This window comes from Pseudoduganella sp. (assembly GCF_041914865.1).
Lineage (GTDB): Bacteria > Pseudomonadota > Gammaproteobacteria > Burkholderiales > Burkholderiaceae_D > Rugamonas.
In genome coordinates, this window is record NZ_JAYSCO010000008.1 from 33099 (window position 1) to 48837 (window position 15739).

Sequence of the window (15739 nt, forward strand, 5' to 3'; positions counted from 1 at the left end):
CAAATAAGTAACTATCCGGAGCGCTCCGGACAAGCTTTTATTCGGCAAAAGCTGGCGCGCGCCAGCTCTCGACCCAGCCGGCCAGCTGGTCGGCCGGCATCGGCCGGCTCATGAAGTAGCCCTGGCCCTGGTCGCAGCCCATCTCCGCCAGGATGTTCCATGCGGCGTCGCCCTCCACCCCTTCGGCCACCACGCGCAGGCCCATATTGTGGCCAAGGTCGATCGTGGAGCGGACGATCTTGGCGTCGCCCACATCGTTGGCCATGTTCATCACGAAGGATTTGTCGATTTTCAGTTCATCGACCGGCAGGCGTTTCAGGTAGGCCAGCGAGGAATAGCCGGTGCCGAAATCGTCAATCGACAGGTCGCAGCCCATGGCGTGCAGGCGCTCCAGCGTCTGCTGGGCGCGCACCGGGTCGTCCATGATGGCGCTCTCGGTGATCTCCAGGCAGAAAGCGCCGGGCGAAACATGGTGCCGCATGAAGATTTCGCCGAACTTGGCCGGCAAGTCCTGGTCGAGCAGATCGCGGGTCGACAGGTTGACCGACACCTTGAGGTGGATGCCGCGCTGCGCGAGCGCGTGGCACAGTTCCGCCGAGCGTTCCAGCACCCATTGCGTCAGCACGCGGATAAAGCCGGTCTGCTCGGCGAACGGGATGAACTGGTCCGGGAACACATTGCCGCGCACCGGGTGCTGCCAGCGCACCAGCGCTTCCACCCCGACCACATGGCCGGAGGAGAAGGTGATCTTCGGCTGCACAAACAGGCGCAGTTCATTGTTCTCCACCGCCTGCCGCAACTCCGTCAGCAGCGACAGGCTTTGCTGGCTGCCCTTGTCGATCGCCTCCTCGTACACCACGGCGCCGTCATTGCGCTGCTTCGCCGTGTACATGGCCACTTCGGTCTTACCCAGCAGCTCCTCGCCGTCCATGCCATGCTCGGGATAGCCGGCAATGCCGATACCGGCGCCGATGTCGACCATCTGTTCGTCGAGCTGCAGCGGCGACTCCAGCGCGTGCAGGATTTCCGACGCCACCACCACCGCGTGCCCCAAATCCGAGCCCGGCAGCAAGACGGCAAACTCGTCGCCGCCCAGGCGCGCCACATACGCCTGCTGGCGCCGGTTGGCCAGCAGCTGCTGCAGGCGGCCGGCGACCAGCTTGAGCAGGGCATCGCCAAAACTGTGGCCCATCACGTCGTTCACGTGCTTGAAGCGGTCCAGGTCCATCATCAATACATAGACCGAGCCGCCGCGCTTCTTGGCCTCGGCCAGCGAGTCGTTCAGCTTGAGCAGGAACTGCGCGCGGTTCGGCAGATTGGTCAGCGGGTCCCAGTACGCCAGGCGCTTGATCTCCTGTTCGCGCTTGGCGATACCGTCGCGCATGCTGCCAAAGGCATTGGCCAGCGCGCCTATCTCGTCGGCGCGGGAGGAGGCGATATCCACCTTGTAATCGCCCTGTTCCAGGCGCCGGGCCGATTCCGCCAGCTGGCGCAGCGGCTGCGCGATCCGCTTCGCCGTCAGCACGCTGGCCACGGCGCAGATAATGATGCCGGCCACGGTCAGGCCAAGCAGCCAGTGCTCCAGGCGCGCATACTCGGCAGTCGCCTCGTCGATCGAGCGGCCCAGCATGGCCACGGCAACGTGGCCGTCATCCTCGCCGATCGGCGTCATGCGCACCGAGAAACGGTCGCCGTCAATCGCCAGGTCGATCGCCTCTTTCGGCATCGGGCCCAGGCCCTGCAGCTGCTCCATGATCGCGCCGACCGATGCCGGCGGCCAGCTGGACGCCACCGGCAGCCAATGGCCCTTGGCATCGCGCGTCAGCAACAGGGTCTGCAAGGCCGTGGTGTCGCGCATGTCGCGCGCCAGGCGCTCGTCCAGCGGAAAGGCCATGACGACGAAACCGATGGTGACCGGCGCCTTCACCGGCACCACCACGATCTGGTACGGCAGGCGCTCCACCACGGCCACGCCGTTGGCGCCATCGCTTTCCTCGGCCTTCTCCAGCATGCTCATGACCATATGTTCCAGGCCCGCCGCCTGGGCGTCGCTGGTCGCCGCCACCACCTTGCGCTCGGCGCTGACCAGCATGGTCATGGAGGCCTTGATGCGGCGCCCATGGTTGGCCAGGGCCGACTCGATGGTGGCGCGGTCTTCCTCGTCGGTATTGCCTACCGCGGCCAGGAAACCGGTGTCGCGCGCCAGCAGGCGCGCGCCGTTGCGCAGGGTCTGGGCATTCTGCTCCATCAGGCGCGCGAACACCTTGCCGCCGTTGACCAGTTCAGAGGCGATGGCGGTGCGGGCATTGCTGTCTATGCCGCGCTGGATCACCAGCAGGCCGACCAGCTGCACCACGATCAGCAGCACCAGGAAGAGCGTGACGATCCGGCTTTCCAGGCTGCGGAACCGCATGGCGTCAGTTAGCCGGCGCATCGGCATCGGCGGCACGCGGTTTGAGGGACATCCTGAAACTGGCGCTGGCGCTGCCATCGGCCAGGCGCGCGGCCTGCTCCAGCGGATTGCCGCCGACAATGTCAGGGTGCCAGGCTTTCAGCACGTACTTCCCGGCCGGCGCATCCACGCTGACGCTGCCGCTCGCGTCGGTCTTGCCGAAGTACGGCGTATCGACAATCCGTACGTAGGCGATCATCTTGTCATGGATATTGCAACCCAGGACCACGGTGCCCGGCTTTTCAAACGTCTGCGGTTCGGCCGTGGTGCCCGTATACAGCTTCTGGTCGAACTTGTGCGGCGGCGAGAAGGAATAGATGTGATGCCGCACCTTGTCGTTGTTCGGGAAATAGATCTTGCTGCCGGTCTGGATCACCGTCACCAGCGGGATGAACTTCAACCCCTTCTGGCTGATTTCGCCCGCTTTCAGCGTCTTGGGGAGCGGCTGGGCGCCATCGGCCTCCAGGTATACCACGGCGTCGGGCACCGGTTTGCCGGCTGCGTCCAGCACCTGCACGCTGATTCCGCCAGCAGCGTGCACTGCGCCGGCGCAAAAGAAGGCCGCCATCGTGGCGGAACGGATAAAGAGCTTGCTCGGCATCGTTCTCTGGCTTGGACGAGGAAACCTATTGTAGCGCTAAATAAGTGTTTCCAACATTCATCATGTTGTCACAATCACGCAGCAGAATCCTATTGTTGCCCATCTTCCGCCGGACCACCGTGAGCCCTTCCGCCGCCCTGCCCAACAACGTGACCTACCTGCGCCCCTCCCCGGACGAGCTGTTGGGCCAGCACCTGCTCGACATCATCCAGCGGCGCCAGCTGCACGCCCTGTTCCAGCCCATCGTACACATGCAGAGCGGCGAGATCATCGCCTACGAAGGCCTGGTGCGCGGACCGTCCGACAGTCCGCTGCATTCTCCGCTCAACCTGTTCCGCGTGGCGCGCGCCAACCACCTGGCGCGCGAAGTGGAATACCTGTGCCGCCGCATCGTGCTGGAGCGCTTCGCCGAACTGAAGCTGCCCGGCAAGCTGTTCCTCAACGTCAGCCCGGAATCACTGGTGCGCCAGCCGGACGGGGTGCAGGGCGAGACCCTCGGCTACATCCATGAATTCGGCATCAACCCGGCCAACGTCATCATCGAACTGACCGAGAACCAGCCCACCTACGACTATGAGCTGATGCGCGAAGCGGTGCTGCACTACCGCAACATGGGCTTCCAGATCGCGATCGACGACCTGGGCGAGGGTTTTTCCAGCCTGCGCCTGTGGTCGGAACTGCGGCCCGAGTTCGTCAAGATCGACATGCACTTCATCCAGGGCATCGACCACGACCCGGTCAAGCTGCAGTTCGTGCGCTCGATCCAGGAAATCGCCGACAAGTCGAACACGCTGGTGATCGCCGAAGGCATCGAAAAAGCCGCCGAACTGCTGGTGCTGCGCGACCTGGGCGTGGCCTACGGCCAGGGCTACCATCTGGGCCGCCCGCACGCCCAGCCGGCCAAGGCCCTGCCGGCCGAAGTGGTCAAGGTACTGGGCCGCAATGGCGTGGCGGTCTATCCGCAGCGCGCGGCCGACCGCAACGCCGTCAGCATCCGCAAGCTGCTGCACGAGGTCGCCACCGTGCCGCCATCGATGAACAATAACGAGGTGTACGAGATCTTCATGGCCGACCCCAAGCTGCTGATCATCCCCGTGGTGGATGGCGGCCAGCCGCTCGGCCTGGTCTCGCGCTTCGACATGCTCGACCACTTCGCCCGCCCCTACCAGCGCGAGCTGTACGGCAAAAAGCCGTGCGCGCTGTTCATGGATCCCAAGCCCATCATTGCCGAAGCCGACACCAGCCTGCAGGACCTGTCGCGCCGCATGGCCGACTCCGACGCCCACCACCTGTTCAACGGCTTCATCATCACCGACGGCGGCCGCTACATCGGCATGGGCACCGGCCACGACCTGATGCGCGAGATCACGCAGATGCAGATCACGGCGGCACGCTATGCCAACCCGCTGACCCAGTTGCCGGGCAACGTGCCGATCAACGAACATATCGACCGCCTGCTGGAAAGCGCCACCCGCTTCTGGGTCTGCTACGTGGACCTGGACCACTTCAAGCCCTTCAACGACGTCTACGGCTACCGCCGGGGCGACGATGTGATCCAGCTGACGGGCAACATCCTGGCCAAGCATGCCGACCATGGCCGCGACTTCATCGGCCACATCGGCGGCGACGACTTCGTCATCCTGTTCCAGAGCGAGGACTGGGAAGCGCGCTGCCGGGCCATCCTCGATGATTTCGCTACGGCAATAACCGACTTCTACAGCAACGAAGACCGCGAGCGCGGCGGCTATATCAGCGAAGACCGCCAGGGCAAGAAAGTGTTTTACTCGATGATGAGCCTGTCGGCCGGGGTGATCCGGGTGGAACCGCAGCAGTTCTATTCCCACCACCAGATCGCGGCGCGCGCCGCAGATGCCAAGAAACAAGCAAAAAAGATACACGGAAACAGCCTTTTCTTGGATCGCAGGATGCAATCCACTGAGTCGTCGCCTATATTGAATGCATGACCCCTTTTCTCTACAGCTTGTGCCAGAAGCCCGTCGTTGGCATTGCCATGGCGGCGGTGGCGCTGTGCGAGTTCCCGCCCCTGGTCAAGGATGCACCGATGCAGCTGGACGCGGCAGGCAGCGTGGTCAACGTCGATGTCGAGGTACCGGTCGACCTGAGCTACACCCTGCTGGTGGAGATGAGCAACCGCGCCGGCGATTCCCTGAGCAAGCAGGAAGTCAGCATCCTGGGCGACCGCCGCGTGGAAGACTGCCGTGAAACGGTGGACCTGGCCAAGGTGCCGCGCCAGGAGCGCCCCAGCTACGGCCGCGCCATGCCGTTCAAGGTGGAGGTGCGGCGCAAGGCCGACAATATGCTGGTCCATACGCGGCTGGTGACCACCCTGTGCGTGGCCAGCAAATGGGCCAACCAGCGCTCGCGCAGCCTGGGCAATATCGCGCTGGTGCGCGGCGCCTACAGCCTGCGGGTGGAGAATGTTGCCGCCCAGCCCGGGCTGGAGCGGTTGCACGCCACCGTGCTGCTGGCGCCGGGGGCGGAAAAACCGCTCACCGCGCAGCGATAGTCTCTTCCAGCCGTCCGCTCTCGACCCAGCCCAGCGTTACCCGGCCGGTGCGCGGATGCACGTACTGCACTTCCGTGAAGATGCCGTACTCGTGCAGCGCCTGTAGCACATCGCCTTTGACGACGAACGTGCCGCGCAGGCGGCAGTCGCGCTCGGGCGCGGAATGGAAATGCACGCGCTCCTTGCCGGCCACACGGCGCCCCGCCTGCCAGTCGGCCACGGCCACCTGCTGCTCGCGGGCACGCAGCAGGAGCTCGCCACAATCGGGCGCCGCGCTAGCGCGGGCTGCTGCGAGCATCGCGATGGTGAGGATGGGGACGGATCGCTTCATCGAAGTTAATGCTGCCATGGAAATGCTCGTCAGGCAATGCCGCGTCCACCACGCCGCCGCGCAAGCCTTCCAGATTGTGCTGCGCCAGCGCGTGGCCCTGGGCGGCGGCCTTGCGGTACCAGTGCAGGGCTTCGGCTTCATCCTGGACCACGCCCTGGCCGGTGGCATACAGCACGCCGAGGTTGTTCTGCGCCGCCGCATCGCCCTGTTCGGCGGCGCTGCGGTACCAGCGCACCGCCTGTTCCAGGTCGCGCGGCACGCCCTCGCCGCTGGCGTACAGCACACCGACGCTGAACTGCGCCTGGGCTGAACCGCCTTCGGCAGCCAGGCTGTACCACATGAGCGCCTGCGCCGAGTCGCGCCCGACGCCGGTGCCATGGGCATACATGCTGCCGAGCAGGCACTGCGCATGCACTTCGCCGCGCACGGCGGCCTTGCGCAGCCAGGCCAGGGCGCGTTCGCAGTCGGGCGCCACGCCGCGCCCGTTCAGGTAAGCCTCGCCCAGCAAAGCCTGGGCGCTGGACACGCCCTGCTCCGCCGCGCGGCCAAACCAGCGCACGGCCATCTCCTCATTCAGGGCCACGCCGCGCCCGCGCCGGTACATCTGGCCCAGGTTCTGCTGGGCGGCGGGATCGCCCTGGCGCGCGGCGCGCCGGAACCAGTACACCGCCTCCACATCGTTGCAGGCGGTGCCGCAACCGCGGTAGTACATGGCGCCCAGCTGGTTCTGCGCAAAAGCCAGCCCCTGCAGGGCCGACAGGCGCATCCAGTTGAACGCCTGGCGCAGGTCGGTTTCCACCCCCTGGCCGTTCTTGTACAACAAGGCCAGGTTGAACTGGGCGTAGGGGTCGCCGCGCTGGGCGGGGCCAAGGAACCACCGGAAGATGCGCTCCCGGTCCGCAAGACGTTTGCCCATCGCCGCCTCCCATGCTTCAGATTGTTATCTAAAGTATAAGAAGCGACTTCGGGCTGGGTTTGATTTGCCTCAAACTCAGAACTTGGCGCGCACACCAAATACGAAGTTACGGCCCGGCAGCGGAGAAACATCTTTCAGCAGCGAGGTCGACACGCGGATTTCATCGTTCAGCACGTTCTTCGCCAGCAAGAACCAGGTCAGGTCCATATCCTTCAGCTTTTGCGTGTAGGAGATGTTGGCGTTGAGCTGGTTGTAGGCCCCGGTCGGCGTGCTTTCGAACGATGCCAGGCGTTCCTGCGACTGGGCGTGGATCCAGGTCGCGCCCACGCGCCAGCTGCTGCTGCGGTAGCCGACACTGGCGCCAAAGCGCGTGGCCGGCTGCAGCGGCAGGCTGCCCGCATTCTTCAGTTCCCCGCGCGAGGTATCGGCGAACAGGCGGCCATTCAGGCCCAGGCCCAGCGGGTTGTATTCGACTTCCGCCTCGGCCCCGCGCACGGTGGCGTCGCCCTGGCTGAACAGGCGTTCGCGGAACTGTTCGCCATCATGCCCTTCATGGCCTTCGCCATCGACCACGCGGCCGGTCACGCGGCCGTAGATGAAGTCCGAGATGCTGTTGTGGAACAGGTTGGCTTTCCAGCGCACCAGGCCGGCAGTCTTCTGCACCGACAGTTCGATATTGCGCGAGGTTTCCTTGCCCAGGTCGGGGTTGCCCTGGTCGAAGGTGATCGTGGCGTGGTGCGGGCCGGCCGAATACAGTTCCTCGGTGGTCGGCGCCCGTTGCGCGCGCGACAGGGTCAGGCCGGTGGCATAGCCGGGTGTGAACGACCACAGCGCGCCCAGCGCGCCCGACTGCAGCGAGAACGAGCGGTCCAGGCCGGTCACCGGCTGGCGCTTCACGTGCTCCACGCGCACGCCGGCATTCACGCGCACCGGGCCCCATTCCTTTTCCTCCACCAGGAAGGCGGCGGTCGATTTCGAGCGGGTGGCAGGCACGGTGTCGCCATGGTGGTGGCCATGGTCGTGGTCATGCTCGTCCTCGCCCTCGTGTTCATCATGCCCTTCGTCATGGCCGGCGGCTTTGGCGGCGAAGTGCGTCAGCTCGGTCTGCAGGCCGAAGGTGCCGTGCCAGCCATTGATCGCCTTGTGCACCATCTCAGCCCGGGTCTCCAACGCACGGTTGGTGAACTGCACTTCCGGCTCGCCGTTCTCGCCCAGCTCCGCGTGGCGGTAATCGGTGTAGCCCGCCTTGAACTTGGCCGATTCGATGCCCGGCAGGATGTTCTTGAACAGGCTGTCGATGTCGTAACGCGTCTGGTGCTGGTCGATCACCGCGCCTTCGTCGCTTGGCACGCTATAGCGGTTGTCCAGTCCCGACACGGACGCGCCGACATAGCCCCAGGCGTCGATATAGGAACCACCCAGGCCGCCGCCCTTTTCCTTGGTGCCGGAATTCGGCAGGCGGCCTGCCGCCGACGAGGGGTCGCCCGCCACGCGGTTGCCCGGGATCTTGTAATCGCCCGACTGGCGCGCGTTGGCGTCCAGGTGCAGGGCCAGCTTGCCGATCGCGCCGTCCAGGGTACCGGAAGTGGCATGGCCCTGGTCGACCGTGCTGTAGCGCGCTTCGGCCTGGCCGGTGAGCTTTGGCTCCAACGCCGGCGGGATGCGTTCATTCACGACATTGACCAGGCCGCCGATGGCGCCCGATCCGTACAGCAGTGCCGCCGGGCCGCGCAGGATCTCGATCTGGTGCGCCACCGCGCCGTCGCCCGCCACCGCGTGGTCATTCGACAGGCCGGAAACGTCCGAGACGGCCATGCCGTTTTCCAGCATCTTCACGCGCGCGCCTTCCAGGCCGCGGATGATCGGGCGCGACGCGCCGGCGCCGAAAGCGGACGACGACACGCCCAGTTCGGACGACAGGGTCTCGCCCAGCGAGTTCGCCATCTTGTCGCGCAGTTCGTCGCCCGACAGCACTTTGGCCGGCAGCAGGATCTGTTCGGTTTCGCCCTTATGGAAAGGGTTGGCGGTGACAATGACCTTGGTCACTTCGCCGTCCTCGGCGTGGGCGAATGCGGATACGGCCGACAGGACAGCGCCTGCCAGCAGGGAGTACTTGAAATTCATGTTTTACCTCTGGATACGACAAACGATAGCCGGCCAGCGCCAGGCGGCGCGGCGGCAGCAGGGATTACTTCGTTGTGTCAGGCCAGGGGTGGTGCGCGCGAATCGTAGGCGCGCACGCTGCGCCCAGCGTGCGCGGCGGCCAGCGCCACGCCGGCTTGCGGCGCCGTGTACTCAAGCGAGGGGAAGGTGAAACTCGGCGTGTGGATCGCCGACGCCAGCGACGCGAAGGCCGCGCACTGGCTGCAATTGTGGTCCAGCGCAAGGCCGGCACTGAGGCCGCCCTCGCCGCCATCGACGGCCTGCTGCTGTTCGCTGCCATGGCGGTAATCCGACCAGTGCGAAACCGCGTGCGCCATCCCAAGCTGCTGGGACAGGACCAGCAGCAAGGCAAGCAGCACGTGCAGGATGTGGCGGTTGGCTTTCACGGCAGCTATTTTAAGCAAGGTTGTCGTTTATTCGCAAGGCGCGCGAAACAAAGTGCAAAACCGACAACCTCGTCAACTGAGGAGCGTGGTCCACCGTGGCTCGTCCACATAGAAGTTCGGATTGCCGGCTGAGAACCGTTCCAGCTCTCCCCTAACCGATATCATGGCGCGCCCCGACTCCTCCACGTCGTATCCCCGCCTGTCGCCCGTAACATTGACTGCACGCAAAGCAGCCCTTGCGCTGCCGGTTGCAAGCTCCTCGGCAATCCGCGCATGCGCTGCCTTTCTCGAACCTGCGGCAAGCTTGCGTATGGCCTGGTCGGGCTCCAGTAGCCAATAATGCTCCTGCCCCTCCGCCAGCACTTCCTTGCCGCTGCTGTAGGCTTCCTGTACCGATTCGAACAGTCGACGCTGGCACGGCCCCATGTCTTCGATTGTGCCCTCGAATGGGTAGGGATTCGGAACCACGCCGGCCAGCCGCTCGACCCTGCCATGCGCACGGCGCTCAGCCTCGACCGCATGGCGATGCGGGATTTTTCGGCTTGGCCAAATGCTGCCCTCGACTTCCTGCAGCGCGTAGATCCCGTTCCGGTCATCACCCGCGACGAAAAACTCGTAGGACATCCTCAGGAGCTCGCGGAGCATGAGCGCCAGGTGCGGATCTTTCAGCTTCTTCTCAACCAGCGGGAACGCTTCCTGGAGCACCTCGAAAGCCTGGCGCAAGGCGCGCGGCTGGCCCACCGGCGTATCGTCCAAGGAGGAAAAGCGGTCCGGACTCTGAAGCATGACGGACACAAGCTTGTCGTGAAATGCAGCAACCGTCTGCGGAATGTAACGTGAACTCATATAGATAGCCGAAATTGCGTTGGGCCCGATTCTGCGGCCTTCCCAGGCCGGCCGCAAGCCGCGCCAGGCGCGCTATCCGAACTTACGCAATGCGTCGCGCGCCAGGCCGGCGCCGATGCTGCCGAACAGGTCGCCCTCAACGCGGCGCGCGCCTGGCACGAGGGCGGCGATGCGGTCGCGCAGCAGGCGTACGCCGCTCGAACCGCCGGTGAAGAAGATGGTGTCGACCTGGCCCGGCTGTACGCCGGCATCGGCCAGCAGCTGGGTCACGGTGGCGCCGACGCTGTCGACCAGGTTGCCGACGGCGCCATCAAAGCCCGCGCGCGTCACGTCCAGCAGCGCCGGCGGCGCCAGGCGGTCCAGCGCAAGCTGCACCAGGTCTTCGGTCGACAGGCCGATCTTGGCTTCCTCCACCTTGAGCGCGAGCCAGTGGCCGGCGCGCTCTTCGATCAGGTGCTGCAGGCGTTCCAGCTTGGCCGGTTCGCGCGCGTCGCGGATCATTTCCGTCAGCTGCGCCTGCATCTTGCGGGTATAGGCCTGGTTGATGGTGTGCCAGGTCGCCAGGTTGAAGTAATAGCTGGACGGGACTTCGGCGCCGCTCAGGAACTGGCTGCCATAGCCCAGCAAGGGCATCACGCTCGACAGGCTGAGGTATTTGTCGAAGTCGGTGCCGCCGATATGCACGCCGCCCGTCGCCAGGATGTCGCCGGCGCGCTCGCTGCGCGCCACGCGGTCCGGTCCCAGGCGCACCAGGGTGAAGTCGGAGGTACCGCCGCCAATGTCGGCGATCAGGACCAGCTCCTCGCGGTCGATCTGCGACTCGTATTCGAAAGCGGCGGCAATCGGCTCGTACTGGAAGGCCACCTCGCGGAAGCCGACGCTGCGTGCGATCTCGGCCAGGGTGTCCTCAGCCACCTTGTCGGCGGCCGCATCGTCGTCGATAAAGTGCACCGGACGGCCCATCACCACATGCTCGAATTTGCGGCCAGCCGCGCTTTCGGCGCGGCGTTTGACTTCGCCAATGAACTGCGACAGCAGCAGGCGGAACGGCAGCGCACGGCCGCCGACCTCGGTCTGGCCGTCGATCAGGCTGGTGCCCAGCAGGCTTTTCAGGGAACGCATCAAGCGCCCTTCGCAACCGGCCAGGTATTCGGCCAGGGCGGCGCGGCCGTAGCTGGTTTCCTCGTCCTCGGCATTGAAAAAGACCACGGACGGCAATGTCATTTTGCCATCTTCGAGCTCCAGCATGATCGGGTGGCCGGGGCGCACCCATCCCACCGTGGAGTTGGAAGTGCCAAAGTCGATGCCGCACGCGTTAGCCATCTTATTCGTCCGCTAAGAAAAAGGGGCGGTATTTTACCAGAGAAGACGCGGCTAGCACGCCACAACCCAAGTTTATAAACGCAGGGCAACTATTGCCATGTGGTAAGATTATAGGATATGCGAGCAACCAAGCCCCAATCCGCCATCAACCCCGCCGAGCAAAAGGCCATCATCCTCCAGGAGGGACGCCGCGTCACCTCCTATGATGTCGCGCTCGTTGCCGGCGTGTCGCAGTCGGCGGTGTCGCGTTGCTTCAAGCCGGGCGCCAGCGTCTCCAAGTCCACCTATGCGCGGGTCATGAAGGCGGCCGAGAGCCTGGAATACATCCCGAACGCGGCCGCGCGCAGCCTGATTACGCGCCGCACCAATATCGTGGCCATCGTGGTCTCGCATTCGAGCATGCTGTACAACCCGGCCGCCCTGTCCGAACTGTCGCAGCAGCTGAACCGGCGCGGCAAGCGCGCCCTGCTCTTCACCATGCAGCACGAAGGCGAGATCGAGGGCATCCTGACCGACCTGTGGCAATTCCAGGTGGATGGGGTGGTGGCGGCATCGACCGTGAGCGCGGGGCATGTGGCCGAGTTCAAGCGGCGCCAGGTGCCGCTGGTGGTGTTCAACCGCCATCTGCGCGACCTGGACGTCAACAGCGTGCTGTGCGACCAGCAGGAAGCGGCGCGCGTGGTGGTGAGTCGGCTGGCGGCTGCCGGGCACCGGCAGCTGGCCATCATCGGCGGCCCGAGCCAGAACTCCGTTGCGCGCGAGCGCCTGCGCGGGGCGCTCGAACGCATTGACGAACTGGGCTTGCCGGAGGCGCCTGTGTTCTATGGCAGGTTTGATTACGCCAGCGGCGTGGCGGGGCTGCATGAGTTGATCGCGCGCCTGGGCGTGGTGCCGGATGCGGTGATGTGCGCTAACGATGCGATGGCCATGGGCTGCGTTGATGCGGCGCGCCAGCACTTGCATATCGATGTGCCGTCTGCCATGTCGGTGGTGGGATTTGATGCGGTGGAGGGCTCGAACTGGTTGAGCTATGAGCTGACCACGGTGCGCCAGCCACTGCATAAGATGGCTGTCGCGGCGGCGGATTTGCTGTGCAACCTGATTGAGGCCGATGGCGAGGTGGAGGCCGAGAAGCGGGTCTTCGCGGCACAGTTTGTCGAGGGGGAAACGGCCAGGCTGGTGGCGGCGAAGGCTGCGCTGGCGGCTTGAAAACCCGGTAAACCAGGGTCTGACCCAAGGGTCAGACCCTGTCTGTTCATCTTCCCGGGGTGGGGTGTGCGCCGTTGACCCTCGCCGAACGTCAAGGACTCAAACCCAAAACCTGTGACCCCGGCAAGTAAGGGGTCTGACCCTTGGGTCAGACCCTGTCTGTTCGTCTTCCCCGGGGTGGGGTGTGCGCTGTTGATCTTCGCCGAACGTCAAAGACTCAAACCCAACACCTGTGACCCCTGCAATGCAAGGGTCTGACCCTTGGGTCAGACCCTGTCTGTTCGTCTGCCGGGGGTGGGGTGTGCGCTGTTGACCTTCGCCGAACGTCAAAGACTCAAACCCAACACCCGTGACGCCCGAAATGAAGGGGTCTGACCCTTGGGTCAGACCCCGGTTTACCGGGTTTAAGCAGCAGCAATCCGCTTGGCGATGTACGCCAGCGACTCTTCCACCTGGTCCACCAGGATCAGGCACAGGTCGCCATCCTGCAGGCGATCCATGGCGGTATCGATCGCCTTGAACTCACCGGTGATCTCATCGATGCGCGAAGTGCGGCTGGCGCCCTGCAGGCCCTGGCGCAGCAGGCCAACCACCTCGCCGTCGGCGCGGCCGCGCTGGCAGGCGTCCTGGTAAAGCACCACGTCGTCGAAAGCCTTGCCCAGGATCTCGGTCTGCTCGCGGATATCCTGGTCGCGGCGGTCGCCGGCGCCGGAGATCACCACCGAACGGCGCTTGGCCGGCATCGCATCGACCGCCTTCACCAGGGCCAGCATGGCGTCCGGATTGTGGCCGTAGTCGGCGATCACGGTCGCGCCGCGGTACTTGAAGATGTTGAAGCGGCCCGGCGCATTGTGGCTGTCGGTGGTGAAGGTCAACAGGCCGCGACGGATCGCATCCCAGCTGATGCCCGCCGCCCACGCCGCAGCCACCGCTGCCATGGTGTTCTCCACCTGGAAGCCGATGGTGCCGTTGAAGGTGATCGGCACGTCGGACAGCGGGATGCGCTGCTCGTTCTTGCCTTCCACCGCCACCAGCTGGCCGTTCTCCACGTACACGGTACGCTTGCCCTGCGCCAGGTGGGTCGCCACCACCGGGTGGTAGCGGTCGGCGCCGAAGAAGATCACCTTGCCCTTGCACTTGGCCGCCATGGCAGCCACGATCGGGTCGGTTGCGTTCAGCACGGCGTAGCCATGCTCGTCCACGTTCATCACGATCACGCGCTTCAGCACGGCCAGGTCTTCCACCGTGGTGATGTAGTTCAGGCCCAGGTGGTCGCCTGCGCCGATATTGGTCACCACCGCCACCTTGCAGCGGTCATACGCCAGGCCTTCGCGCAGGATGCCGCCACGGGCGGTCTCGAACACGGCCGCGTCCACGTCCGGGTGGTTCAGCACATTGCGCGCCGAACGCGGGCCGGAGCAGTCGCCGGAATCGATCTGGCGCCCGTTGACGTACACGCCGTCGGTATTGGTCATGCCCACGCGCAGGCCGGATGCGGCAACCAGGTGCGCGGTCAGGCGCACGGTGGTGGTCTTGCCGTTGGTGCCGGTCACTGCGATCACCGGGATGCGGCCATCTTCACCTTCAGGGAACATGGTGTTGATGATGGCTTCGCCGATCGCGCGGCCCTTGCCGTAGGACGGCGACAGGTGCATGCGCAGGCCCGGCGCGGCATTCACTTCCACCACGCCGCCGTTCTGCTCTTCGATAGGACGCAGCACGGAATCGCACACCACGTCCACGCCGCAGATATCCAGGCCGATCATCTGCGCCGCTTCCACCGCGCGCGCCGCCACTTCCGGATGCACGTCGTCGGTCACGTCGGTGGCGGAACCGCCGGTCGACAGGTTGGCGTTATTGCGCAGCACCACGCGCTGGCCTTGGGCCGGCACGGAGTCGGCCGCCAGGCCTTGCAGCGCCAGGCGCGCCAGGGCGATGTCGTCGAAGCGGATCTTGGTCAGCGCGGTGCCATGGCCGGTGCCGCGGCGCGGGTCGGAGTTGACGATATCAACAAGCTCGCGCACCGAGTGCACGCCGTCGCCCACCACATGCGGCGGATCGCGGCGCGCCGCTGCCACCAGCTTGTTGCCGATCACCAGCAGGCGGAAATCGTGGCCGGCCAGGAAGCGCTCAACCATGATGTCGTCGCGGAATTCCTTGGCCGCGTTGTAGGCGGCGATGGTCTGTTCGCGGGTGGTGATGTTGACGGTGACGCCCTTGCCCTGGTTGCCGTCTTTCGGCTTGACTACGACCGGCAGGCCGATTTCCAGCGCCGCCTTCCAGGCGTCTTCCGCGTCTTCCGCGGTGCGGCCGGTCGGCACCGGCACGCCGGCTGCGTCCAGCAGTTTTTTGGTCAGTTCCTTGTCCTGCGCGATGGTCTCGGCGATGGCGCTGGTGGAATCCATTTCAGCGGCCTGGATGCGGCGCTGCTTGGAGCCCCAGCCGAAGCTCACCATCGAGCCTTCGGTCATGCGGCGGAACGGGATCTTGCGCGCAATGGCGGCATGCACGATGGAACCGGTCGATGGGCCCAGGCGCACGTCTTCGTCCAGCTCGCGCAGCTCATGCAGCGCAGCGGCCAGGTCGAACGGCGTGTCGTCCATGGCGGACTGGCACAGCTTTTCCGCCCACTGCATGGCCAGGCGGCCAACCTGCTCCTCGGTGTACTCCACCACGGTCTGGTAGATGCCTTCCTCCAGCGTGGGCGTGGTGCGGCTGAAGGTGACCGGGCAGCCGGCTTCCGCCTGCAGGCCCAGGGCCGCCAGTTCCAGCACGTGCGCCATCGGGATGGTGTCGGCGTGGCCGTCCGGCTGCAGCTGCGCCAGGCGCGGGAAACGGGTGCGCAGGCGCACTTCGAAGCCAGGGATCTTGTCGATCGAACGCTCTTCCGGCGTGCACGACACGATGCATTCAACCGCCGTGTGGTGGCTCCACAGATTTGGACCGCGCAAGGCGCGGGTGCGAATAACTTCCATTCCTCGTAAT

The 15739-nt window shown here is 65.3% G+C and carries 12 protein-coding genes; 3 read left to right on the plus strand and 9 right to left on the minus strand.

Annotated elements, in window-relative coordinates:
* Positions 1-37: 37 nt before the first annotated feature.
* Both ACE3TQ_RS05800 and ACE3TQ_RS05805 read right to left on the minus strand, forming a co-directional pair.
* Positions 38-2434 (minus strand): putative bifunctional diguanylate cyclase/phosphodiesterase, encoded by a 2397-nt coding sequence (locus tag ACE3TQ_RS05800; protein WP_374581018.1) that lies wholly within the window; start codon positions 2432-2434, stop codon positions 38-40.
* Positions 2418-3053, minus strand: a complete 636-nt coding sequence (locus ACE3TQ_RS05805; protein WP_374581019.1) for a methylamine utilization protein — start codon at positions 3051-3053, stop codon at positions 2418-2420. The genes ACE3TQ_RS05800 and ACE3TQ_RS05805 overlap by 17 nt, the downstream gene beginning before the upstream one ends.
* Positions 3054-3115: 62 nt before the next feature.
* On the opposite strand from ACE3TQ_RS05805, the gene ACE3TQ_RS05810 reads away from it, so the two are divergent.
* Together ACE3TQ_RS05810 and ACE3TQ_RS05815 are read left to right on the plus strand one after the other, a co-directional pair.
* Positions 3116-5017, plus strand: coding sequence for a GGDEF domain-containing protein (locus ACE3TQ_RS05810; RefSeq protein ID WP_374581020.1), 1902 nt, complete (start codon positions 3116-3118; stop codon positions 5015-5017).
* Positions 5014-5580 carry a DUF5625 family protein gene (locus ACE3TQ_RS05815; protein WP_374581021.1) on the plus strand — a complete coding sequence of 189 codons (567 nt, stop codon included), beginning with the start codon at positions 5014-5016 and terminating at the stop codon, positions 5578-5580. The genes ACE3TQ_RS05810 and ACE3TQ_RS05815 overlap by 4 nt, the downstream gene beginning before the upstream one ends.
* On the opposite strand, the gene ACE3TQ_RS05820 is transcribed toward ACE3TQ_RS05815, so the two are convergent.
* The 6 genes from ACE3TQ_RS05820 to ACE3TQ_RS05845 form a co-directional block, all read right to left on the minus strand.
* Positions 5564-5911, minus strand: a complete 348-nt coding sequence (locus ACE3TQ_RS05820; RefSeq protein ID WP_374581022.1) for a hypothetical protein — start codon at positions 5909-5911, stop codon at positions 5564-5566. The genes ACE3TQ_RS05815 and ACE3TQ_RS05820 overlap by 17 nt on opposite strands.
* Complete coding sequence (locus ACE3TQ_RS05825) at positions 5856-6827, minus strand: tetratricopeptide repeat protein (protein ID WP_374581023.1); 972 nt, start codon at positions 6825-6827, stop codon at positions 5856-5858. The genes ACE3TQ_RS05820 and ACE3TQ_RS05825 overlap by 56 nt, the downstream gene beginning before the upstream one ends.
* A gap of 75 nt (positions 6828-6902) precedes the next feature.
* Positions 6903-8951 carry a TonB-dependent receptor gene (locus tag ACE3TQ_RS05830; protein WP_374581024.1) on the minus strand — a complete coding sequence of 683 codons (2049 nt, stop codon included), beginning with the start codon at positions 8949-8951 and terminating at the stop codon, positions 6903-6905.
* Positions 8952-9028: 77 nt separating this feature from the next.
* A complete protein-coding gene (locus ACE3TQ_RS05835; RefSeq protein WP_374581025.1) occupies positions 9029-9376 on the minus strand; it encodes a hypothetical protein in 348 nt (115 codons plus the stop codon).
* Between the two features lie 72 nt (positions 9377-9448).
* The gene (locus ACE3TQ_RS05840) at positions 9449-10222 is read right to left on the minus strand and encodes a hypothetical protein (protein WP_374581026.1); all 774 of its coding nucleotides are present in this window, start codon (positions 10220-10222) and stop codon (positions 9449-9451) included.
* Between the two features lie 72 nt (positions 10223-10294).
* Positions 10295-11545: an Hsp70 family protein gene (locus ACE3TQ_RS05845; RefSeq protein WP_374581027.1), complete on the minus strand. Its 1251-nt coding sequence runs from the start codon at positions 11543-11545 to the stop codon at positions 10295-10297.
* Positions 11546-11662: 117 nt separating this feature from the next.
* Between ACE3TQ_RS05845 and ACE3TQ_RS05850 the strand changes: the two genes are divergently transcribed.
* Positions 11663-12754 carry a LacI family DNA-binding transcriptional regulator gene (locus ACE3TQ_RS05850; protein WP_374581028.1) on the plus strand — a complete coding sequence of 364 codons (1092 nt, stop codon included), beginning with the start codon at positions 11663-11665 and terminating at the stop codon, positions 12752-12754.
* Between the two features lie 404 nt (positions 12755-13158).
* On the opposite strand, the gene cphA is transcribed toward ACE3TQ_RS05850, so the two are convergent.
* Positions 13159-15729 (minus strand): cyanophycin synthetase, encoded by a 2571-nt coding sequence (gene cphA, locus ACE3TQ_RS05855; protein WP_374581029.1) that lies wholly within the window; start codon positions 15727-15729, stop codon positions 13159-13161.
* Positions 15730-15739 lie beyond the last annotated feature (10 nt).